This window comes from Enterococcus sp. FR204 (genome assembly GCF_031143325.1).
Classification (GTDB): domain Bacteria; phylum Bacillota; class Bacilli; order Lactobacillales; family Enterococcaceae; genus Enterococcus_B; species Enterococcus_B faecium.
In genome coordinates this window covers 1-23470 of record NZ_JAKZIW010000018.1, presented here as the reverse complement: position 1 = coordinate 23470, position 23470 = coordinate 1, and the positions used below count along the sequence as shown (strand labels likewise).

General features: G+C 39.3%; 24 protein-coding genes. All 24 read left to right on the top strand.

Annotated elements, in window-relative coordinates; all coding sequences use genetic code 11:
• Positions 1-11 precede the first annotated feature (11 nt).
• The gene (locus RG571_RS06195; RefSeq protein WP_002324957.1) at positions 12-452 is read left to right on the top strand and encodes a hypothetical protein; all 441 of its coding nucleotides are present in this window, start codon (positions 12-14) and stop codon (positions 450-452) included.
• Between the two features lie 11 nt (positions 453-463).
• Positions 464-1132 (top strand): 2,3-diphosphoglycerate-dependent phosphoglycerate mutase, encoded by a 669-nt coding sequence (locus RG571_RS06190; protein WP_002338779.1) that lies wholly within the window; start codon positions 464-466, stop codon positions 1130-1132.
• 62 nt (positions 1133-1194) lie between these two features.
• Positions 1195-1818: an HAD-IA family hydrolase gene (locus RG571_RS06185; RefSeq protein WP_002325748.1), complete on the top strand. Its 624-nt coding sequence runs from the start codon at positions 1195-1197 to the stop codon at positions 1816-1818.
• Between the two features lie 55 nt (positions 1819-1873).
• Positions 1874-2260: a DUF1149 family protein gene (locus RG571_RS06180; protein WP_002291995.1), complete on the top strand. Its 387-nt coding sequence runs from the start codon at positions 1874-1876 to the stop codon at positions 2258-2260.
• A 212-nt stretch (positions 2261-2472) separates the two neighbouring features.
• Positions 2473-3864 (top strand): L-cystine transporter, encoded by a 1392-nt coding sequence (locus RG571_RS06175; RefSeq protein WP_002295194.1) that lies wholly within the window; start codon positions 2473-2475, stop codon positions 3862-3864.
• A gap of 499 nt (positions 3865-4363) precedes the next feature.
• A complete protein-coding gene (locus RG571_RS06170) occupies positions 4364-4732 on the top strand; it encodes a lactoylglutathione lyase (protein WP_002296407.1) in 369 nt (122 codons plus the stop codon).
• Between the two features lie 179 nt (positions 4733-4911).
• Positions 4912-5853 (top strand): rhodanese-related sulfurtransferase, encoded by a 942-nt coding sequence (locus tag RG571_RS06165; protein WP_002338778.1) that lies wholly within the window; start codon positions 4912-4914, stop codon positions 5851-5853.
• A 68-nt stretch (positions 5854-5921) separates the two neighbouring features.
• Positions 5922-6653, top strand: coding sequence for a metallophosphoesterase family protein (locus RG571_RS06160; RefSeq protein ID WP_002338777.1), 732 nt, complete (start codon positions 5922-5924; stop codon positions 6651-6653).
• A 143-nt stretch (positions 6654-6796) separates the two neighbouring features.
• Positions 6797-8977: a Tex family protein gene (locus RG571_RS06155; RefSeq protein ID WP_002338776.1), complete on the top strand. Its 2181-nt coding sequence runs from the start codon at positions 6797-6799 to the stop codon at positions 8975-8977.
• Between the two features lie 19 nt (positions 8978-8996).
• The gene (locus RG571_RS06150; protein WP_002296402.1) at positions 8997-9479 is read left to right on the top strand and encodes a SprT family protein; all 483 of its coding nucleotides are present in this window, start codon (positions 8997-8999) and stop codon (positions 9477-9479) included.
• A gap of 15 nt (positions 9480-9494) precedes the next feature.
• Complete coding sequence (locus tag RG571_RS06145; RefSeq protein ID WP_308947558.1) at positions 9495-10256, top strand: YdcF family protein; 762 nt, start codon at positions 9495-9497, stop codon at positions 10254-10256.
• Between the two features lie 130 nt (positions 10257-10386).
• Complete coding sequence (murC, locus tag RG571_RS06140) at positions 10387-11721, top strand: UDP-N-acetylmuramate--L-alanine ligase (RefSeq protein ID WP_002324015.1); 1335 nt, start codon at positions 10387-10389, stop codon at positions 11719-11721.
• A 306-nt stretch (positions 11722-12027) separates the two neighbouring features.
• Positions 12028-12513: a MaoC/PaaZ C-terminal domain-containing protein gene (locus RG571_RS06135; RefSeq protein ID WP_002296398.1), complete on the top strand. Its 486-nt coding sequence runs from the start codon at positions 12028-12030 to the stop codon at positions 12511-12513.
• Positions 12506-13189 carry a Bax inhibitor-1/YccA family protein gene (locus RG571_RS06130; RefSeq protein WP_002324016.1) on the top strand — a complete coding sequence of 228 codons (684 nt, stop codon included), beginning with the start codon at positions 12506-12508 and terminating at the stop codon, positions 13187-13189. Before RG571_RS06135 ends, RG571_RS06130 begins: the two co-directional genes overlap by 8 nt.
• A gap of 125 nt (positions 13190-13314) precedes the next feature.
• Entirely contained in the window at positions 13315-15960 is a 2646-nt protein-coding gene (gene polA / locus RG571_RS06125) for a DNA polymerase I (RefSeq protein ID WP_002338775.1), read from the top strand.
• 44 nt (positions 15961-16004) lie between these two features.
• Positions 16005-16841 carry a DNA-formamidopyrimidine glycosylase gene (mutM, locus tag RG571_RS06120; RefSeq protein WP_308947559.1) on the top strand — a complete coding sequence of 279 codons (837 nt, stop codon included), beginning with the start codon at positions 16005-16007 and terminating at the stop codon, positions 16839-16841.
• Entirely contained in the window at positions 16805-17434 is a 630-nt protein-coding gene (gene coaE, locus RG571_RS06115) for a dephospho-CoA kinase (protein ID WP_002288324.1), read from the top strand. The genes mutM and coaE overlap by 37 nt, the downstream gene beginning before the upstream one ends.
• Before the next feature lie 49 nt (positions 17435-17483).
• The gene (locus RG571_RS06110; RefSeq protein ID WP_002319136.1) at positions 17484-17816 is read left to right on the top strand and encodes a hypothetical protein; all 333 of its coding nucleotides are present in this window, start codon (positions 17484-17486) and stop codon (positions 17814-17816) included.
• Positions 17817-18128: 312 nt separating this feature from the next.
• Entirely contained in the window at positions 18129-18620 is a 492-nt protein-coding gene (gene nrdR, locus RG571_RS06105; RefSeq protein WP_002288327.1) for a transcriptional regulator NrdR, read from the top strand.
• A gap of 22 nt (positions 18621-18642) precedes the next feature.
• Positions 18643-20016 (top strand): replication initiation and membrane attachment family protein, encoded by a 1374-nt coding sequence (locus RG571_RS06100; protein WP_002331402.1) that lies wholly within the window; start codon positions 18643-18645, stop codon positions 20014-20016.
• Positions 20016-20942 (top strand): primosomal protein DnaI, encoded by a 927-nt coding sequence (gene dnaI, locus RG571_RS06095; RefSeq protein WP_002288331.1) that lies wholly within the window; start codon positions 20016-20018, stop codon positions 20940-20942. The genes RG571_RS06100 and dnaI overlap by 1 nt, the downstream gene beginning before the upstream one ends.
• 128 nt (positions 20943-21070) lie before the next feature.
• Positions 21071-21511, top strand: a complete 441-nt coding sequence (locus tag RG571_RS06090; protein ID WP_002323022.1) for a hypothetical protein — start codon at positions 21071-21073, stop codon at positions 21509-21511.
• Between the two features lie 143 nt (positions 21512-21654).
• Positions 21655-22356, top strand: coding sequence for a tRNA (adenine(22)-N(1))-methyltransferase TrmK (locus tag RG571_RS06085; RefSeq protein ID WP_002338773.1), 702 nt, complete (start codon positions 21655-21657; stop codon positions 22354-22356).
• The coding region (locus RG571_RS06080) for a Nif3-like dinuclear metal center hexameric protein (RefSeq protein WP_308947560.1) at positions 22353-23470 on the top strand (1118 nt) is incomplete at its 3' end. The genes RG571_RS06085 and RG571_RS06080, both read left to right, overlap by 4 nt.

Sequence of the window (23470 nt, the reverse complement as noted above, 5' to 3'; positions counted from 1 at the left end):
GAGGAGATAATATGATGCAAACATGGTTAGAAAGGCTAATACGATTTCAGCAGAACTATCACAAACTTATGCAGGGAAGATATGCGAAATTTGATCAGTTGAATCGCGGTCTATTGATCGCTGCGCTTGTCTTTAGTTTGCTAAGTCGTTGGTTGCCCTATAGAATCGGACAATTGTTGTTCATCGTCTTTTTCGGATGGATGATATTTCGTTTCCTATCAAAAAAAATCTACCCCAGACTAAATGAGAATCAACGTTATTTGAAATATCTTGATAGAGTCAAAGAAAAATATCATCAGATAACAAACAAAAAGCAAGCTAAAATGGATCGAAAAAGTTATACTTTTTTTGAGTGCCCGAATTGTCATCAAAAGCAGCGTGCGCCTAAAGGAAAAGGACGAATACGCGTGACATGCAAAACATGTGGTATAAAATTCGAAACGAATGTTTAAGGGAGAAAAGAATGAAATTAGTATTATTACGTCATGGCGAAAGCGAAGCAAATTTTGAAAATTACTGGACAGGATGGCTAGATGTCGCCTTAACAGAAAAAGGAAAAGAACAAGCAGCAGTAGCCGGTCAAAAAATGCTTGAAGCTGGCCTTCAATTCGATGCCGTTTATACCTCTGTTTTGAAACGTGCGATTCTTACCGGACAAGTCGCACTAGAAGAAATGGGTCAGTTATGGCTTCCTATAATAAAAACATGGCGTCTAAATGAACGGCATTATGGGGATCTTGTGGGTAAAAACAAAGATAAGATGAAAGAAATATACGGAAAAGATCAAGTAAAAAAATGGCGCAGAGGATATACGGAAGTTCCGCCGTTAACCGCAGAAAATAGATTTGACCGCAGATATGATCACTTGGACCCGCATTTGATCCCATACGGAGAAAGTCTGGAAATGACAGTGAATCGGATCATTCCCTTATGGCAAGATCATCTAGCACCAAAACTAAAAGATCGGCAAGATTTACTAGTTGTGGGTCATGGTAATAGCATCCGAGCACTGACAAAATATTTAGAAGATGTTCCTGAAGATCAAATGGATACGATCGATATCCCAAATGCCCAACCAATCCAGTATACATTAGCAAATGATTTGACAATTCTGGACAAAAAAATACTTTAAAGAACACCTTTATCTAAAGTGAGAGATAGAAAAAAGAAGCAAAGGAATGGAACAAAAGGAACATGAAAAATTATATATGGGACTTTGATGGTACATTGTTTGATACGTATCCCGCAATGGTAGATGGTGCATGGCAAGCACTAAAAGATTTTGGTATCAGTATGGACAAAAAAGAAATCTACTTCAAAATGAAAAAGTATTCTACTAGTTATTTGATCAATGAATCAAACTTGAACGCCAAAGAGTTTAATGAATTATTTCACCGATATGAAAAAGAAAGTACGGAAGTTTCCCGTCCATTTCCAGAAACGAAACAAGTACTGGAAATGCTAAAAGACAACGGCGGTCGTCATTTCATCCTGACCCATCGTTTGACAGAATCAACATGGGGCCTGTTAAAAGAACATCGATTGGCACATCTGATTGAGGAAGTAGTAGGGATCGATCAGGACTTTCCTCGTAAACCTAATCCAGCATCTTTAAATTATTTGATCGATACTTTTCATTTAGAAAGAACAGACACGATGATGATCGGCGATCGTCGTTTAGATATCGAAGCAGGGAAAAATGCAGGAGTCGCTACTTGTCTTTACGACATCGATCATTTTCTGGGTGAGATCCCGGCAGATTATGTGGTAGGAAATCTGAATGAAATCCTTACCTTGCAGAGCATCATTAAAAAGTAGTATCCCCTTTCAAAGGAGATATGTTATAATTTTCATAAAGGAGTGATAAAATTATATGGAAATCAGAAGACAAAAAGAAGTTGTAGAAGCATTTCATTATGATATGAGATTGCCGAACCAAGAAGTAGAAACAGATTTGAAAGTAGGCTTCTCGCCTTTAAAAGAAACGATCGAAAACTATCCGAAAGAACATAGCATCGTAGGAGCACGCTTAGAGTTCCGGTTAGTGTTTGATACATATGTTTTATCTGGAAGTGTGAGTCAGATCAATCATATCCTCAATCGGAAAATTGAAGGTCAAAATGATGTCACACAAGAAGAAGTGGACGAGCTAGTAGCACCGTTATTCGATATCGTACGCCGGATGTCTTATGAGGTGACAGAGATCGCCTTAGATCAGCCTGGGGTAAAATTGAATTTTCAATCAGAAAAACAAGAATAGACAGTAAAAACATACCTGCGATAGATTAAAGCTATCACAGATATGTTTTTTTATTACTAATTGTAAGCAAAAAGAATGTCATTTCGATAAAAATCGTCTAAAATATAAAAGTCACTGAAAAAAATTTTTTCAGGAGGATGGTTGAAGAATCATTCTCGGGAACCTTTACTTCCTTCGATGGACTTGTCATTAATAATATGAGGAGGAGAAAAATGACAACACTCATCACAGTTTTAGTGGTTCTAGTTTTTGCGGCATTATTATATGTGTTCTATCGTATGCAAAAGCGCCATACAAAATTTTCAACACGCGTCTTTACAGCATTAGGAGTTGGTATCGTCTTTGGCGGTCTGCTTCAATTGATCTTTGGTGTAGACGACAAAGTCGTTACTCAATCCATGGAATGGATCGGGATTGTAGGTCAAGGATATGTATCATTCTTGCAAATGCTAGTTATGCCTTTAGTGTTTATTTCGATCATTGGTGCATTCACAAAAATGAAAGTTTCTGAAAAGCTAGGGAAAATTAGTGCGACTGTATTGACTTCTTTACTTGGAACAACAGCTATTGCAGCATTGATCGGAATTGGTTCAACAATGCTGTTCGGACTCCAAGGAGCTAAATTCACACAAGGAGCTGCAGAAACAGCACGAATCTCTGAACTGGCAACACGTCAGGAAACAGTTGAAAACTTATCGATTCCACAGCAGATTTTATCCTTTATCCCTAAAAACGTATTTGCTGATTTAGCAGGTAGTCGTGCAACAAGTACGATTGGAGTCGTTATTTTCGCGGCATTTGTCGGAATCGCTTATCTAGGCGTGAAAAGAAAAGCGCCAAAAGAAGCAGCATTCTTTTCAGATTTAGTCGACAGTCTGTATAAAATCATTATGCGGATCGTGACGCTTGTTTTGCGTTTGACACCTTATGGAGTATTTGCTTTGATGACAAACGTTTTGGCAACAAGTGATTTTGCAGCTATCGTCAATTTAGGTAAATTTGTCGTTGCTTCTTACGTAGCATTGCTTGCTGTTTTGATTGTCCACTCACTGATTTTGATTGGTGCAAAAGTCAATCCAATCAACTATTTCAAAAAAGCCTTTCCGGTATTGAGCTTTGCGTTTACTTCACGTTCAAGTGCTGGAGCTTTGCCATTGAATATCGAGACTCAGACAAAAGCTTTAGGAGTAGATGATGCAACAGCTAATTTCTCAGCAAGTTTTGGTTTGTCTATTGGACAAAACGGCTGTGCTGGCGTTTATCCAGCTATGTTGGCAACGATCGTCGCACCAGCAGCTGGAGTGAATGTCTTTAGTTTGGAATTTATTTTGATGCTTGTGGCAATTGTAACAATCAGTTCTTTTGGTGTAGCTGGAGTCGGTGGGGGCGCAACATTTGCTTCACTGATCGTTTTAGGGGCAATGAACTTGCCAGTAGCAATCGTTGGGTTAGTTATCTCTGTCGAACCATTGATCGATATGGCACGTACAGCAGTAAACGTCAGCGGTAGCATGGTAGCTGGTATCGTGACAAGTGCACGCATCAAAGATTTAGATCGCGATGTCATCAATGATGATTCTAAAGTGATCGATGTGAATGCATAGTCAAAAAGAGGTTGTAATAGAAGTGGTCAGCTTTAAGAAATAAGAAGAAGTTTCCTAAAAATAGCTTCTCAAATTTTTGTGAAATTTTGGCTTATTTCCGAGAAGCTACTTCTGAAACACCGTGAATAAGAGGTTGTGAAAAAGCTGCCCTGCATCAAGTAATAAGAACAGCCAAACAAAAATAGTTCCTCATATTTTACGTTTGGTTGAGCTTATTACCGCAGATGCAAGTTTTTGAACACCGTTTAAGAAAGAGGTTGTGAGCCTGCCGTTTCACTCTGAGTCACGACCTCTTTTTTTTATTTATTCCATATAAATACACATTATTTATTCCGAAAAGTGAAAGCGTAAATAACAAAAACAACCAACTTATTTATTATTAAAGAAAAGCGTATTTAAGTAGGACGATTCTGTTGAGAGCTTTCGTAGATTTTCCCATTTTCCTATGGTAAACTGACAAAGTTGAGAATGTTAGAACAGATCGTTTAGGAGGAAACAGATGTTTACGAATGAAATAAAAATCATGCTTTATGTGGACGATGTAGAAAAAAATGCAACGTTTTGGAGAGCAGTTGGCTTTGCAGAAAAAGATCGTCAAGAAATGGATGGGACGCTTATAATTGAAGTAGGAGTTGAAGATAGTCAAACCTCATTTCTGTTATATGATCGAGCATTTGTTGAGTCCCATTCACCTGGCACAGCTACTAGTGCCCCATCTTTGATGTTTTACAGTAAAGATATCTTTGGACTATATAAAAAAATGCAGACACAATCAGTCACATTAGGTGATATGGTACAGCTTGGAGAAGAATATGTTTTCAACTTTGCTGATCCCGATGGCAACTACTTTGCGGTTACAGGTAAATAATAGAAATAAAGACTTTGTTTTTCTGTGCGAAACAGGAAAGCGAAGTCTTTTTAATTCAAATAATAATATTATGTAAACAAAAAACTTTCCATGCGTAATTATACACAAGCAAATAAATCGTCAAATGCGAACGCCTTCTTTATACTGTTTAGGAACGAAAAGAAGGAAGGAAGAAATACATGGATTATCAAGTACTGCTTTATTACAATTATACAAAAATAGAAGAACCAGAGGAATTTGCCAAAAATCATTTAGCCTTTTGCAAATCTTTGGATCTTAAAGGTCGTATTCTAGTAGCTGAAGAAGGAATAAATGGTACTGTGTCTGGAACCGTTGAAAACACAACTGCCTATATGGAAGCAATGAAAGCTGATCCTCGATTTGCTGATACGATGTTCAAGATTGATCCAAGCGAAGGACATGCCTTTAAGAAGATGTTTGTAAGATACCGTCCAGAGCTTGTAAGTTTAAAGCTAGAAGAGGACATTGATCCAAACCAAGTGACAGGTGCTTATCTTTCACCGCAAGAATTTAAAGAAGCTATTTTAGATGAACAGACAGTGGTGATTGATGCACGGAATGATTATGAATATGACTTGGGACATTTTCGAGGGGCTGTACGCCCAGATATACGCAGTTTTCGAGAGCTTCCAGACTGGATCCGCGAGCACAAAGAAGAATTTATGGAAAAACGGGTAGTGACCTACTGTACTGGTGGCATTCGTTGCGAGAAGTTTTCTGGTTGGCTTGTCCGTGAAGGATTCAAAGATGTCGGACAGCTTCATGGCGGTATTGCTACTTATGGTAAGGATCCTGAAGTTAAAGGGGAATTATGGGATGGCAAGATGTATGTGTTTGATGAACGGATCGCTGTCGATATCAACCAAGTAGATAAACAAATCGTCGGTCGCGACTTGTTTGACGGAACACCATGTGAACGATATATCAATTGTAGCAATCCTGAGTGCAATCGTCAGATTCTTGCTTCCATTGAAAATGAAGAAAAACATTTAGGAGCATGTAGCATAGAGTGTGCGAAACATCCGCGCAATCGCTATGTTCAAGACCATGGAATCTCTCCAGAAGAAGCAGAACTGCGGTTTACAGCTTTAAGTAAATAGAAAACAATAGTTTTGATTGTCGACCATTTCCAATATGCGCTATACTAGCGTTGAGGATGGTGATCTATATGAAATCATTACTTTATGCTATTGGGGATGTCCATGGCAAATATGAGCTTTTTGAAAAACTTATTCACTATTATGATCCAAAGATCCATCAGCTTGTTTTATTAGGGGATCTCAATGATCGAGGTCCTCGTACAAAAGAATGTTTTTTATTAGGAAAGCAATTAGTCGAAGAAACAGGAGCCATTTACCTCCGGGGAAACCATGAAGAATATTTTTTGCAATTTCTGCAATCACCGGAGGACTGGTATGCGCCTTATATGAGAAATGGTGGAAAAGAAACGTTTGAGAGCCTGCTTCACCCAGGGGCATCGGAGGAATACTCCCCAACTGAAATCTCGATGATGATCCAATCGAGATATTCAGAACTGATTAAATTTTTAGTCCAGCGCCCCTTGTATTATGAATGGGAAAATTATCTTTTTGTCCATGCCGGTGTGGATTTGACAAAGAAAGACTGGCGTAAGACAAGTCCAAGAGACTTTATTTGGATAAGGGAACCATTTCATGAAGGGAAAAACAATACAGGTAAGACAATCGTATTTGGACATACGATTACACCAATGCTCCATGGAGATATGCAGACAACAGACCTCTGGATCCATGATCATAAAATCGGCATGGACGGTGGAGCTGTATTTGGAGGGTCATTGCATGGGGTTGTTTTTGACAAGGAAGGTATTCTTCAAGACATTGAATATCAGAACAACGAAGGACCATGGCATGGAATCTGACTAATGGAAAGAATGAAGGAGCTGTGACTTTGTTGCGGCTCTTTTTATTTGTATAGAGAATATTGTTTCTTTCAGTAGTTTAACCCACGATAAAAAGTATGATAGAATAAAGAAGCAATTTTTAGCAGAAAAGAGGCATTTTAATGACGGAAAATTTGAACCAGACGATCATTCGGCTTGTACAAAAAGAGCTTTCAGACTATCGTCCCAAGCAGTTGACTACTGTACTTAATTTGTTAAATGAAGGAAACACTGTTCCTTTTATCGCGCGTTACCGAAAAGAAATGACTGGAAGTCTTGATGAAGTCCAGATTCGTGAAATCGAAGAGCGGTATGCATATCTTGAAAACTTAGAAAAACGTAAAACTGAAGTGATTCGGCTAATCGATGAACAAGGGAAACTGACTCCCGAGTTAGAAGCAGAAATCACCCAAGCCGTGAAAATGCAACAAGTGGAAGATTTGTATCGTCCATACAAACAAAAACGACGGACAAAAGCAACGATTGCTAAAGAAAAAGGACTTGAACCACTCGCGAAGTGGCTGATGCAGCTTACAGATGGAGAGGTGCAATCTGAAGCAGAAAAATATATTGACAAAGAAAAAGAAGTCTCTTCTGCCGAAGAAGCGTTGCACGGTGCTCATGAGATTATTGCTGAACAAGTCAGCGATAATGCAAAATTTCGGACTTGGATTCGGTCTTATACGTATAACAAAGGTATGTATGTCAGCAATGTCAAGGATGAGCAAGCAGATGAAAAAGGCGTATATGAAATGTATTATGACTTTGCAGAACCCGTCCATAAAATGGTTTCTCATCGAATATTAGCTACTAATCGTGGAGAAAAAGAAGATATTCTGAAAGTATTCTTTCAAGTAGATGAAGCAGCAATTTTAGCTTACTTGGATCGCCAAATAGTCAAAAATCCTGCCTCTCCTTCTTCTTCATTCGTCAGAGAAGCCTATCAGGATAGTTATAAACGCTTTATTCAGCCAGCAATCGAGCGAGAACTGCGCAATGAATTGACTGAAAAGGCAGATGAGCAAGCAATCGCTATTTTCGGCGAAAACCTCCGTAATCTTTTGTTGCAACCGCCACTAAAAGGTAAAGTTGTCCTGGGATTTGATCCGGCTTATCGTACTGGATGTAAACTAGCAGTCGTAGATGCGACAGGGAAAGTTTTAGCAATCGAAGTTATTTATCCGCATAAACCTGCAGCGCAAGCAAAAAGAGAAGCTGCTGGACCAGCTTTTATCCAATTAATTAATAAATATCAAGTAGATATGGTAGCTATCGGAAATGGTACAGCCAGTCGGGAATCTGAACTTTTTGTGGCTGAGCAGTTGAAATCCGCCGACCATAAAACCTATTACGCCATCGTCAACGAAGCAGGTGCTTCTGTTTACTCCGCTAGTGAAATTGCACGAAAAGAATTCCCACATCTACAAGTTGAAGAAAGAAGTGCTGTTTCTATTGCCCGTCGCCTGCAAGATCCTTTAGCTGAATTAGTCAAAATCGATCCTAAAGCTGTCGGAGTAGGCCAGTACCAACATGACGTTTCTCAAAAACGTTTGGCTGAACAATTGGATTTTGTTGTGGAAACAGCGGTTAACCAAGTAGGTGTGGATGTGAATACAGCAAGCCCGCAGCTCTTGCAGCATATATCAGGATTGAATAAAACAACTGCCCAAAACATTGTCATTTATCGTGAAGAAAACGGAGAATTCACCGCACGAACTCAATTGAAAAAAGTGCCACGCTTAGGACCAAAAGCATATGAACAAGCAATCGGATTCTTGCGAGTCCCTGGTGGGAAAAACATTTTGGACAACACAGGTATCCATCCCGAAAGCTATTCTATTGCAAAAGAAATATTAACTTCAGTCCAACTTTCAGAAAAAGAGCTTGGTACAGAAGAAGCAGTAGAAAAATTGACACGATTATCCGTAGAGAAACTGGCTGAAAGCCTATCAGTCGGAGAAGAAACGTTAACCGATATTTTAGCTGGGCTGACACAACCTGGACGAGATATGCGTGATGAGATGCCAGCGCCCTTATTACGTACAGATGTATTGAGTATGGAAGACTTGAAACCAGGGATGGAATTGACTGGAACGGTCCGTAATGTCATTGACTTCGGCGCATTTGTTGATATCGGTGTGAAGCAAGACGGACTTGTCCATATATCGAAACTCAGCAAAAAATTCGTCAAGCATCCTACAGATGTCGTGTCAGTAGGAGATATCGTAACAATTTGGATAGAACAAGTCGATACGAAAAAAGGCAGAATCAGTTTGACGATGCTTTCCCCTTATGAAGAGTAACAATGAGGAGTAACAAAAATTGACACAAGAAGAACTGCAGCAGTTAGTAGAAGAGATATCATTAAAAAGCTTCCAGCTTCCTTTCAAGCACCAAGCAATGTTCAATCCACGCTTACGTACAACTGGCGGGCGCTATCATTTAAATGATCATCATTTAGATTTTAATGCGAAGCTATTTGAAGAGTCAGACGAAGAGACGATTGCAGGAATCATCAAGCATGAACTTTGCCATTATCATCTTCATCTAGCTGGAAGAGGGTATCAGCATAAAGATATGGATTTCAAGTATCTTTTGAAAAAAACAGGAGGGTTGCGCTATGCACCAGCCTTGACGAAGAAACAGATAAAGATGGAGTATTATCGATGCCAAGATTGTTCTGCCACGATCTGCCGCAAGAGAAGAATCGATGTACGCAAATATCGTTGTGGAAGATGTCATGGAGAAATCAAATGGATTGAGACAAAAAGAGAAGACTTTAATGAAGCACAAAAAATCAGATGAAAGGATGGAAGGCCTTTGGAAAAAAGTGAGCAGAGGAATCTAAAAGACTGGAATCAGCTATTAAATTTTTTAGCCGCACCTGAAGAGGGAAATTTTGAGGAACTGACGGCACCTACACTTATTTTAGCTGGAAACTGTCTTCCTATCTTAGCTGATAAAGCAGCACAAATGTATTTAAATGGCCAAGTAGATCAATTGTTTTTGGTCGGAGGGGTGGGGCATGCGACTAGAATCCTTTATGAGAATTTTGAAAAGCAAGGATTTCATTTTGAAGATGGCATGAGTGAAAGTGAAATCTGTCGTCAGTATCTAAAAGAAGTCTATGATTTGCCCGATAAGGCTTTTCTGATAGAATCGAAGTCTACAAATTCTGGAGAGAACGCCACTTTTTCACTGGAGATTCTTCATTCCTTAGGAGCTGTACCAGAAAAAATCTTATTGATGAATGATCCGACACTGCAACGCAGGACTCGAGCAACTTTTGAGAAAGTATGGCAAAATGAACAAACTATTTTCGCGAATGCTATGCCATTTGTGCCGGAAATCCTTCACTTTTCTGAAGAGATCATCTTTACAGCAAAAGAACTGAATCATCAATGGCCTAAGGAATATTTCCATGCGCTAGTATTAGGAGAAATGGAACGACTCCATGACGATGAGAACGGCTATGGTCCGAAAGGAAAAGATTTTATTCCTCACATTGATATATCAGAGGAAGTTTGGTCTTCTTACACCAGAATTAAAGAGTCAATAAAAACGGATTTTTCCCGTACTTGACCATTTTAGCAAGCGAATCCTCCTTTCCAAATAAATTTGGTTGAAATTTTCAATCGTTTATAAGATAATGAGGAGCGTGTTGAATGTAATAGCTAAAAGAATGGACGCTAGATAAGAGAAGAGGATTCAAATGGAAAATCAAAATAAATTGTATCATTTTGTTGGTATCAAAGGTTCAGGAATGAGCTCCTTGGCTCTTGTTTTACATGAACAAGGTCTAAATGTCCAAGGATCAGACATTGAAAAATATTTCTTTACACAAAGAGATTTAGAAAAAGCAAATATCACGATTCTGCCATTTAACGCAGATAATGTAAAACCAGGGATGACGATCATTGCAGGAAATGCATTTCCTGATTCACATGAAGAAATCCAGCGAGCAAAAGAATTAGGTTTGGAAGTGATTCGCTATCACGACTTTATTGGTCATTTTATCCAAAACTATACGAGTATCGCTGTAACAGGCTCTCACGGAAAAACAAGTACGACTGGACTGCTCTCTCATGTATTGAGTGGTGTCCGTCCAACAAGTTATCTAATTGGAGATGGAACAGGACATGGTGATCCGCAAGCGGAATTCTTTTCATTTGAGGCCTGTGAATATCGCCGTCATTTCCTTGCCTATTCACCAGACTATGCAATCATGACCAATATCGATTTTGATCATCCGGATTATTATACAAGTATCGACGATGTATTTACAGCTTTCCAAACAATGGCTGGACAAGTGAAAAAAGCTATTTTTGCGTATGGTGACGATGCTTATTTACGCAAATTAAAAGCAGATGTGCCGATTTATTATTATGGTGTCACAGAAAACGATGATATCCAAGCACGAAACATCGAACGCACAACTTCTGGTTCTGCTTTTGATGTCTATCATGGGGATGAATTTGTTGGGCACTTCACTGTACCAGCATTCGGTAAACACAATATCTTAAATGCTTTAGGTGTTATTGCAGTAGCTTATTTCGAAAAACTGGATCTGAAAGAAGTGGCAGAAGAAATGCTGACTTTCCCAGGAGTAAAACGTCGATTCAGTGAAAAGATCGTAGCAGACATGACCGTAGTCGATGATTATGCGCATCACCCTGCAGAGATCAAAGCAACGATTGATGGCGCACGCCAAAAATATCCAGATAAAGAAATAATTGCAGTTTTCCAACCCCATACGTTTACGCGTACGATTGCATTGATGGATGAATTTGCAGAAGCACTTGATTTAGCTGATAAAGTTTACTTATGCGATATTTTTGGTTCGGCTCGGGAAGAACAAGGAAACGTTAAGATCGAAGACCTTGGAGCGAAAATCAAAAAAGGTGGAGAAGTCATCAAAGAAAATAATGTATCTCCATTGTTAGATTATCATGATGCAGTAGTAATCTTCATGGGTGCTGGAGATGTTCAAAAATTTGAACAAGCGTATGAAAAACTTTTAAGCAGCACGACGAAAAATGTACTGTAATACAATTACTGCAGTGTCCTTATAAAAATAGAAAGAGGGGGAGTGGCAAAAATCTTGCCAAGCTCCCTTTTTTGCAACTTATGATAAACGGTGTTCAAAAGCTTACATCTGCGGTAATGAGCCCAACCAAATCAAAAACATGAGAAGCTGTTTTTTCTTGGCTGTTCTTATTACTTGATGCAGGACAGCTTTTTCACGACCTCTGTAAACTATAGGAATCTGTTAAATCAAGGGAGCAGAACTTGCCTTTTACGCTACTTTTGGTACAATAATGTATGATTAAAAATAAACTGGAGGGTTTCTATCTTGAACATAGGTAAGCCGAGAAAACTAGGAAAAACAATAAATGAAATCGAGGAAGGCGACTCGTTATCCTTAACAGAATCTATTGAAGATAACCAGCTTTTGCTGTATTTGGGATTGACGAATGATGCAAATCCTTTGTATATCCAACATGACTTTGCACAAAAAACAGAATATCAACAGCCAATCGTTCCATCAGTGATGCTGATGGGGATCATCACAAGTGCAATTTCAAAGCATCTTCCTGGACCAGGATCACATGTTGTCAATTTTTCTGTCAATTTTATTGAACCGGTTTTCCATTATGAAACACTGACTTTTCAGTTTGAGGTCATAAAAGTAGATAAGATGAAGGATGTGGTGACGATTTCTGTAGAAGCGGAGAATACGAACGAAGATCGTGTGTTGGATGCTGTCGTTATGGTCCAACCGCCACAAGTTCCTGAATTGGAAATAGCAATCGAAAGTGAAGGTGAATTGAATGAATAATCCAAGTACATCAATGTCAGGTATCAATCGTTTTTATGCAAAAGTTTATGGATTTTTAGGTATGGGACTTGCCCTTAGTGCAGCCACTTCTTACTTGGCTCTTTGGGTATTCCCTTTGCAATTAGCAACTTTTATCAATAATTTTCCATTAGGCTTTGTGGGTCTGTGGATCGTTGAACTGATTTTAGTAATGGTTCTAGGCGTAAAAGCACAAAAGAATCCGAGCTTAGCAATCGGTGGATTTATTGCCTACTCTCTTTTGAATGGCATAACATTAGCAGTTACTCTTGCATACTACGATATTGGAACAGTAACGCAAGCTTTCTTGACAGCTACCTTGATGTTCATGGGGATGTCTGTTGTCGGAGTAACAACAAAAAGAGATCTTAGCGGAGTTGGAAGAGCAGGACAGGCAGCTTTAATCGGAGTAATCATTGCACTAGTCTTGAACATCTTCATTTTGAGAAGTAGCGCAGTTGAGCTGTTCATCTCCCTACTGTTAGTCGTCATCTTTGCAGGGATTACAGCTTATGATAACCAAAGCATCCGTAATATCTATGTCCAGACAAACGGAACAGCACATAGTGGAATTGCTGTATTCATGGCATTGAAGCTGTATTTGGACTTTATCAACTTGTTCTTGGCGTTTCTGAGAATCTTTGGACGGAACAACTAAAAAAGAAAAAAATTCATCAGTTGGGGCTATACCGAATTATTTGGTATGGTCCCGCTTTTTCTTTTCGCATTCCGCAGGATTCTTTGTTAGAATGAATAAGAACTTTACAGTAAGGAGTTAAGAAGATGACAAAAAATAAATTATTACTCGTTGATGGGAACAGTGTGGCTTTTCGCGCATTCTTTGCGCTTCACAATTCTCTTGAACGTTTCAAAAATAGAAACGGTCTTCATACAAATGCAATCTATGCATTCAATACGATGTTTGAAAATGTTATGCAAAAAGAGCAACCGACTCATGTTCTGGTTGCGTTCGATGCAGGAAAAACGACTTTTCGGACAGAAATGTATGCGGAGTACAAAGGTGGAAGATCCAAAACACCTGGCGAATTCAAAGAACAAATGCCATATATACGTGATTTGTTGACAGGACTAGGGGTACAGTATTACGAATTGCCCAATTATGAAGCAGATGATATTATCGGTACTTTGGCAGAAAAAGTAGACAAAGATCAATTTGATGTCGTCGTGCTTTCAGGTGATCGGGATTTGACTCAATTAGCTAGTAAAGAAGTAAAAGTGGATATCACTGTAAAAGGTGTCAGCGATATCGAAAGCTATACACCAGAACATCTAGCGGAAAAATATGATGGGTTGACGCCAAAACAGATTATTGACATGAAGGGACTAGCCGGAGATGCCTCTGACAATATCCCCGGTGTGACTAAAATCGGTGAAAAAACAGCTATCAAGCTATTGAAACAATATGGCTCAGTCGAAGGAATTTATGAACATATCGATGAAATGAAGCAAAGCAAAATGAAAGAAAATCTGATAAATGACAAAGAGCAGGCTTTCTTATCGAAAAAATTGGCGACCATCAATACTTCAGCGCCTGTGGATGTCTCTATCGACTCATTGAAGTATGAAGGGAAAAATCTCGATAAACTCGTTCCGTTTTATAAAGAAATGGATTTCAATCAGTTCCTTTCTAAATTGAATATCGTAGAAGAAGAAGTAAAAATGGATGATATTTTGTTTGAAGTCGTTCATGAATTCAAAGAGGAAATGTTTACTACGGATATGGCGTTGTACGTGGAAATGATGGGCGACAATTATCATACAGAGGAAATCGTCGGAGTAGCGTGGGGGACAGAAAAGAAAATTTATGTCACGAACGATCTATCTGTATTCGAAAACCGAGCGTTCCATTCTTGGATCACTGATCCGACTCGGCTGAAAAAAGTATATGATGCGAAACGAACTTATGTTGCTTTAAACCGCTATACTGGAAAAACGAAAGGAATCGATTTTGATGTCTTGCTAGGTGCATACCTTCTCGATACGAATGAAAAAAGCACAGATATCGAAGGAATAGCTGCTCATTACGGATACAACGATATCCAATCAGATGAAGCTGTATACGGCAAAGGGGCGAAAAAAGGTTTACCAGAAGAAGAGGAACTCTTTTTTGCTCATTTAGCGCGAAAAGTAGCTGCAATCAATGCGTTGACACCAAAATTGAGCCAAGAACTGGCAGATAAAAACCAAGAAGATCTTTTCCGGAAAATGGAACTGCCATTGTCTATCATTTTGGCAGAGATGGAAATAAGCGGGATCAAAGTAGATGCGACTCGCTTACAAGAAATGAAGGGCGAGTTCTCTGCTCGCTTAAGAGAGATCGAACAAAAAATCTACGAAGAAGCCGGCGAAGAATTCAATTTGAATTCACCAAAGCAATTAGGAGTGATCTTATTTGAAAAAATGGGATTACCCGTTATCAAAAAAACAAAAACTGGATATTCCACAGCCGTAGATGTACTGGAACAGCTTCGTGAACAAGCACCAATCGTAGAGGATATCCTCACCTATCGTCAAATTGCAAAAATTCAATCTACCTATGTCGAGGGACTGCTGAAAGTGATCCAATCAGATGGAAAAGTGCATACCCGTTATGTCCAGACATTGACCCAAACAGGACGATTAAGCTCTGTTGATCCTAATTTGCAGAACATCCCGATTCGATTAGATGAAGGGAGAAAGATACGTCAGGCATTTGTTCCTAGAGAAAAAGACTGGCTGATTTATTCTTCTGACTATTCACAAATCGAGTTACGCGTACTTGCGCATATCTCAAATGATGAACATTTGAAAGCTGCCTTCCTAGAAGGTCAAGATATCCATGCCAGCACAGCGATGCGTGTATTTGGAATCGAAAAGGCAGATGATGTCACACCAAATATGCGTAGGCAGGCAAAAGCAGTGAATTTTGGTATCGTGTATGGCATCTCTGATTACGGACTTTCACAAAATCTAGGAATCAGCCGAAAAGCAGCACAGCAATACATCGATACGTACTTTGAAAAATACCCAGGTGTCAAAAAATATATGGAAAGAATCGTACGCGAAGCAAAAGACCAAGGCTACGTCGAAACGCTGTATCACCGCCGTCGATATCTGCCAGACATCAATTCAAGAAATTACAATATCCGTTCTTTTGCGGAACGAACAGCTATCAATACACCAATCCAAGGAAGTGCTGCTGATATTTTGAAAATCGCGATGATCGAATTGGATAAACGATTAAAAGAAACAGGTCTTCAAGCTACGATGCTGTTACAAGTTCACGATGAACTTGTCTTCGAGGTACCGGAAAAAGAACTTGAATCATTAGATAAATTGGTGAAGGAAGTTATGGAACAAGCTGTTTCTCTTCATGTACCACTGATCACTGACAGCAGTTGGGGAAAAACGTGGTACGAAGCAAAATAAACATTGTTTAAGACAAAGCAATATAATGAAGGTGAAAAGAAAAAATGCCAGAATTACCAGAAGTAGAAACCGTTCGTAAAGGATTGGAACAGTTAGTAGTAGGAAAAACGATTCAAAAAGTTCAGGTCTTGTGGCCCAAGATCATCGAGCAACCAGAGACACCCATCTTTGAGGCTTCTCTTGTTGGCGAAACCATCCAATCCATTGGACGTAGAGGGAAGTTTTTAATTTTTCATCTCGATCATTATGAACTGATCTCACACTTGCGAATGGAAGGAAAATATCAATTTACGAAAGAAAATACACCAATCGATAAACATACGCATGTACTTTTCTTTTTTGAGGATGGAAGCCAACTTCGCTACAACGATGTACGAAAATTTGGTCGTATGACAATCGTCGAAAAAGGAGCAAGTGCAACTTACCGAGGAATCATGAAATTGGGACCTGAGCCTTTGCCAGATAGCTTCTTATTAGCAGATTTTGCAAATGGACTGAAAAAGTCCCACAAAGCAATCAAGCCATTGCTGCTAGACCAACGTCTAGTGACTGGTCTAGGTAATATTTATGTAGATGAAGCATTATGGGAAGCGAAGATCCATCCAGAACAACCGGCGAACACACTGCGCCCCAAAGAGGTAGAACAATTACGTCTATCGATCATTGATGTTTTGGATCGTGCAATAGAAGCCGGAGGTACCACGATTCGCAGTTATTTGAATGCATTAGGAGAATCAGGCGGATTTCAAGTAGCACTGCATGTCTATCAGCAAACTGGCAAACCATGTATACGTTGTGGGACGCCAATCGTGAAAACAAAAGTGGCACAAAGGGGGACGCACTATTGTCCGAATTGTCAAAGGCTAAAAATCGCAAAGTAGGATTTGTTTTAGGTTTGACGGGTGGAATAGCTACCGGTAAAAGTACGGCAGCCAAAGTCTTTCAGTCTCATGGATTTCCTTTGATCGATGGCGATGTGATTGCCAGAGAAACTGTTGAGCCTGGAACGCTTGCTCTGAGGAAAATTGTATCAGTGTTTGGCCAAGAGGTATTGCAGCCTGATGGGCAACTAGATCGAGGGAAACTTGGGATGATTGTTTTTCCATCAAAGGAAAAACGGCAAAAACTTGATCAGCTATTAGATCCGTTTATCCGAAAAGCGATAAAAGATCAAATCGCCTCTCTAAGTTCCAATCATCCTTTAGTAATTGTAGATATCCCATTGCTTTACGAAGGTCATTATGACCACTATATGGATGCAGTAGCTGTCGTTTATACTACGCCAGAAACTCAGCTTCAACGTTTGATGAAACGTAATCAACTGACGCTAGAACAAGCGCAGCAGAGAATTAGTAGTCAACTTCCAATCGAAGAAAAAAAGCAGCGTGCGGATATTTTGTTCGACAACAATGGAACAAAAGAAAAACTTGTGGGACAAATCGAAAATTGGCTTTTTGCTAATCGCTTTCTTTGAGTATCTGTGTCAATTTTGCTATCCTGAGTATAGAAAGTGAGGGATAGCGATGGGATCATTAAAAAATCAAAAGGATAAAGTCGTAGGTAACGCAAAAGAAAAAATCGGCGAGATACTCAATAAAGAAAATCTAATCGATGAAGGTCGTACGCAATCAGAAACAGCAGAAGAAAAAGAAAAGCAGTACCAAGCAAGAATCGATGAAATAGAAGACCAGCAGGCAGAAGAAGAAGCGAAGCGGCAAGATTTGACTCAAGAACGAAAAAATCCGACACCTGATCGTAGTAAAACACCGCTCCCAGAAAGTGACCACATTCCCGATGAGCAAAAAATCGAGGAACAGCGAATGAAACACTATACAGGAATCGAAGAGAAGTTATAAAATAGTAAAAAATCGAGATGTGACTTGAAGCAGATGAGAAGGTGTTCATCTGCTTCAAGTTTTTTGTGCTAGATGACTAAATCAGCTTTTGTGTAAGTTATTTCTCAGTAATCAAGGTGATCAGTATTGGAAAATTGAAATTTGGTAAGGACAGGGGACACAATTACGCATGAAAGTAGAAAAAATTGTTCTTATATCCGTGTTTTTTGGGTAGGACAGTCGCGTTTGTGATTTGTTTCGTGTTATAATACAACTAGTTGTAAAGAAAGACACACCCTTTATATAAAAATGCGATGCAAGAGGTGAGACAAAATGAGATGTCCCAGATGTCAACATAATAATTCACGAGTAATCGACAGCCGTCAAGCAGATGATGGACGTGCGATCCGTCGCCGTCGCGAATGTGAGAATTGTTCGTTCCGATTCACTACATTTGAACGAATTGAAGCTGCTCCGTTATTAGTAATCAAGAAAAACGGGGAACGCGAAGAATTCAATCGCGATAAAATTTTAAGAGGACTCATCCGTTCAGCAGAAAAAAGACCTGTAGCTATGGAACAAATGGAACAAATCGTCAACCATGTCGAAAACCGCGTACGCAGTCTCGGAGAAAACGAAGTATCGACGAATCTAATTGGTGAATATGTGATGGAAGATTTAGTTGATTTAGACGAAATCGCTTATATTCGTTTTGCAAGTGTTTATCGCCAGTTCAAAGATATGTCTGTTTTCTTAAAAGAATTGCAAGATATCGTGGATAAAGCAAAAGAAAATAATAAAGAGAACAATAAAGAAAACAATTAAGAAACAAAAAGGAGGCATTTCCTTGGAAAATGCTTGGAAAGAGCTTCAACCAAAAAATATTTACCAAGGAAGAAAAGCGGCTCCGCTGAGAGAAGACAGCAAGAACGCCTTGCTGTATCTTTATCAGCCACTAATCGGCGGAGAAGCCTTGAGTATCTATTTCACCCTGTTATCAGAAATCTCTCAAGAATCTGGCAAAGGTCCTGAAGGGATGCATGCAGATCTGCTTAGTAGTCTAGGCTGCGGTATCCCGCAATTTTATGATGCAAGAAAAAAGCTAGAAGGAATCGGCTTACTGGATGTTTATTTTAAAGAAGATAGTGATCTGGGACCTCGTTTTATTTATGAGCTGTTAGAACCACTCATTCCTAAAGCATTTTTCAAAGATTCTGTTCTGGCTTTTCTTCTTCTGGAAAAAGTTGGTGAACGACGATTCCAGAAGCTTACCCAATTGTTTGAACCTAAAAGGCATACAGCAGAGGGATATCAAAAAATCACAAAAAAATTTTTAGATGTTTATCGCTTCAATGAAGCAGTGTACGCTGCTAATCAAGAAAACATCGAATCACTGAATAAATCTTTTGAAGAATCTGAATCAGTAGCATTACTTGAAGCAGATTCGACATTCGATTGGCAGTTTTTGAATGATTGGCTGGCAAAAAAACATATTGCAAGTCTTGATGATCCAATCATCAAACAAGTCGACATGTATCATCAGCTTTACGGTTTCGATGAATTGACACTTGGCGAACTGATCAGTCAATCTTATGACTTTAGTGAACAAAAAGTATCTGAAAAAGAACTGCAAAAAGCCATTTTGGCAATGCAGAGACGTCCGGTGAAGCAAACAAAAGAAACAGTTGCGGTTTCTGAAAACAGTAATGAACCCTCGTCAAACGAACATTTGACAAACGCAGCGCTTCAGCTGATAAAAGAAGCACAGAGCATTCCACCGATGAAATATCTGGAAGCAATCAAGTCAGAAAAAGGCGGATATGTTTCTAAACAAGAAAACTGGTTACTGCAAGATCTTGTTTCTCAATCAGGTCTTTCCAGTAGCGTGATCAATGTTTTGCTGAATTATGTACTAGTGATCAAGAATAATGCTAGCTTAAATGCCAGTTATGTAAATACAGTGGCAAATGAATGGGCACAAAAGAAAATCGCCACAGCAGAAGAAGCGATCCAGCACATTCGGCAAATAAGTAATCAAGCAAAACAATCAAAACAAAAGAAGCAAACAAATTATCAAACTGGCAAGCGAAATGTTCGACGGGAAAAGCTTCCTGATTGGGTCAACCAGCCAAAAGATGAAAAACAGATCAGCAGCGAGAAAAAAGCAGAGATTGACCGCCGTTTTAAAGAATACCTGGCAAAAAAGGAGGGTGACATCTAATGGAAGACGTAGGCAAAGAATTGAAGAGGATCATCAGCAAACGCAATTATCAAGAAAAGTATGCTGAAATGATCGCTGAAGTCTTAAATGATGCGGATGTTCAAGCTTTTCTAAGCGCACACCAAGAAGAATTGACACAAGCGGATATTGAAAAAAGTTACGCTAAATTGTATGAATTCGTGCAAGAAAAGCGTAAATATCAAAAAAACGATCCAACGATGATCGCTCCCGGCTATGAGCCGAAGCTGACGTTGAATTTTCATTATGTGGATGTCACTTATGTACCAACGGAAGCATTGTTAGCACGGCAAAGACAAGAAGAAATCAGAAGCCGAGTAAAAGCAATGGATATGCCAAAAGATATTCAATCGGCTTCTTTTGAAAACTTTGAACGTACAGATGGACGAGGATATGCGAGCTTAGAAGCCCTAGATTTTGTAGAGAAATATACTGCTGATCCAAAAGGGTATCATAAAGGACTGTATCTAGTAGGAAGTTTTGGTATTGGAAAAACATATTTATTAGGAGCAACAGCGAGAGAATTAGCGATTGCTGGATTCACCACGACGCTAGTCCATTTTCCGACATTTGCCGTTGAGATGAAACAGGCAATCGGAAAAGATCAAGTGGCAGAAAAGTTAGATGCAGTGAAACGTTCACCTATTTTGATGATCGATGATATTGGTGCAGATGCGATGAGTAGTTGGATACGAGACGAAGTATTCGGTGTTATCCTTCAATATCGGATGCAGGAACAGTTACCAACCTTCTTCTCATCGAATTTTACAATGGATGAATTGGAACAGCATTTGTCCGTCACTCAACGTGGAGATGAAGAGCCACTAAAAGCGAAACGGATAATGGAACGCATACGTTATTTGACAAAAGAAATCGAAATGACTGGTCGCAACCGACGCAATGGTTGAACAGTTGACAAGTCCAACTGACATTTGACCTAGTAGTAAAAGCAGGTCAGCGAATCATTATATGGACAGAAATGACCGGAGACAATCACCGCAACAAGTAATGCAGAAACTTAAACGGAGGATTTTTTATGAGGGCTATTTTTTCTAGTATATCTGTAGTTGGTCTATTTTTTCTTTTAGCAGGCTGCGGTAGCGCAGATAGCAACACAGGTTCTGTTGATTCGATTGATGCGGGTCAAACAGTAAAAACAAGCAGTACGAAAACGGAGGGACAAAGCATATTTGTCGGAACGATTGAAAGTATCACTCAAGTAGAAGCAGAAGAAGAAACGCTTCAGTTGAAACTCGTCGATGTCATGGCCAAAGAAGATCCAGCGAATATGGGAACGTCATTCAGCAATGACGGAGTGATCTTAAATGCTACTGCTGAAAAAATAAGCGTGGACATAAATGAATTGAAAATCGGTGACAAAGTCCAATTTACATTAGTTGAGATGCCGATCATGACGATGTCTATCCCACCGCAAGTTCCTGGAGATTCGATTATTGATGTTTCATTGAACAAATAACCAATAACATTTTTTCAAAAATAAGAAAATGTTGTTTTATAGAACGAAAAGGTATATTTTTTAAGGAGATATGGGAATTTTTTTATTCCTAGTCTCCTTATTTTATTTGGAAAATGCTATAATTATCTAGAAGGAGTGAAGCTATGAACCATTTAGATTTATCTCAGCGCTTAGCCGCAGTGGGTGACTTTGTCCCTGAATCCGCTCGTTTAGCAGACATTGGATCAGATCACGCTTACTTACCCGTTGCATTGATATTAAGAGGAAAAATCGAATATGCAGTTGCTGGTGAAGTCGTTCAAGGTCCTTATGAATCAGCACATAAGCAAGTCAAAAAAGATGGATTAGAAGACCGTATCACCGTACGCCTTGCAAATGGTCTAGATGCTATCCAGCCACAAGATGGTATTACAGCTGTCACGATTGCGGGTATGGGAGGTTCACTGATCCGAGATATCCTAGAAGCTGGCAAGTTGAATCAACGCTTAAGCGGACAAGAACGTTTGATCCTTCAGCCAAACATCGGAGAGCGTACATTACGATCTTGGCTGCAAGAAAATCAGTATAAAATCCAATCAGAAAAAATACTTGAAGAAAATAAAAAAATATATGAAATCATTGTAGCCGAAAAAGAACAAAAACCAGTTACTTACAATGAAATGGAGCTGATGTTCGGGCCATTTCTGCTTGAAGAGAAAAGTGAGATCTTCAAATCAAAATGGACAAGAGAGCTTCAACAAAGAAAAGCTATCCGTGAACAGCTCAAACAAGCAGCTAATCAAGAGGCACGTCAAAAACAAATCGAGCAGGAAATCGAAATGATTGAGGAGGTTTTAAAGACATGACAATCAGCGGACGCACCTTCATCCAAAAGTTTGAAAGCTATTGTCCTCAGTGGCTAGCTGAAGAAGGAGACCCAGTCGGACTGCATATCGGAACATTGGATAAGCCAATCCAACGAGTAATGATGACATTAGACGTTCGTCCAGAAGTGGTCAAAGAAGCAATCAAGAAAAAAATCGATTTGCTGATTGCTAAACATCCTCCAATCTTTCGTCCTGTAAAACGGCTGGTTACTGATCAGCCACAAGAAAAAATGTATGCAGATTTGTTGAAACATGATATTGCCGTCTATGCAGCACACACGAACATGGATATTATTTGGGATGGACTGAATGACTGGTTTTGTGAACTTCTCGGTATTGAAGTGGAGAGTTATTTAGTAAAGACGCATGAGATTCATTATAAAAAACTGGCCGTTTATGTACCTGTGGATCATGCACAGAAAATGCGTGAAGTATTAGCTGCAGCTGGTGCTGGTACACAAGGTGATTATACCGGTACAAGTTTTACCTCGATTGGACACGGTCGATTTACTCCGGAAGATGGTGCACAACCAGCGATTGGGAAAGTAGGGAAGACAGAACAAGTTCAAGAGGCAAAAGTTGAGGTTATTTTGCCGGAAACTATCGAAAAACAAGTGATTCAAGCCATGCGGTCAGCTCATCCTTATGAGGAACCTGCTTATGATCTTTTCGCTATAGATGAACCAGTCGAAATGTTTGGGTTAGGACGAGTAGGTGAATTGCCGCAAGAAATTTCTATAGAGGCATTTGTAGAACAAGTAAAAGAAGCGTTCCAACTAGATGGACTGAGAATAGTCCAGCCAAAAAATGCAAAATCCTCTGTGAAGCGCATTGCGATTTGCGGTGGAAGCGGTGAAAAATTTTATCCGCAAGCAATCGCCCAAAGAGCAGATGTCTATATCACGGGAGATATCTATTATCATACGGCTCATGATATGCAAAGCGCTGGGTTGATCGCAATTGATCCCGGTCATTATATTGAATCGTTATGCAAGCAACGATTTATCGAGAAATTTGAATCTTGGAAACAAGAAGAAAATTGGGATATTAACTTTTTCGTTTCTGAAACAAATACAAACCCATTTCAATTTAA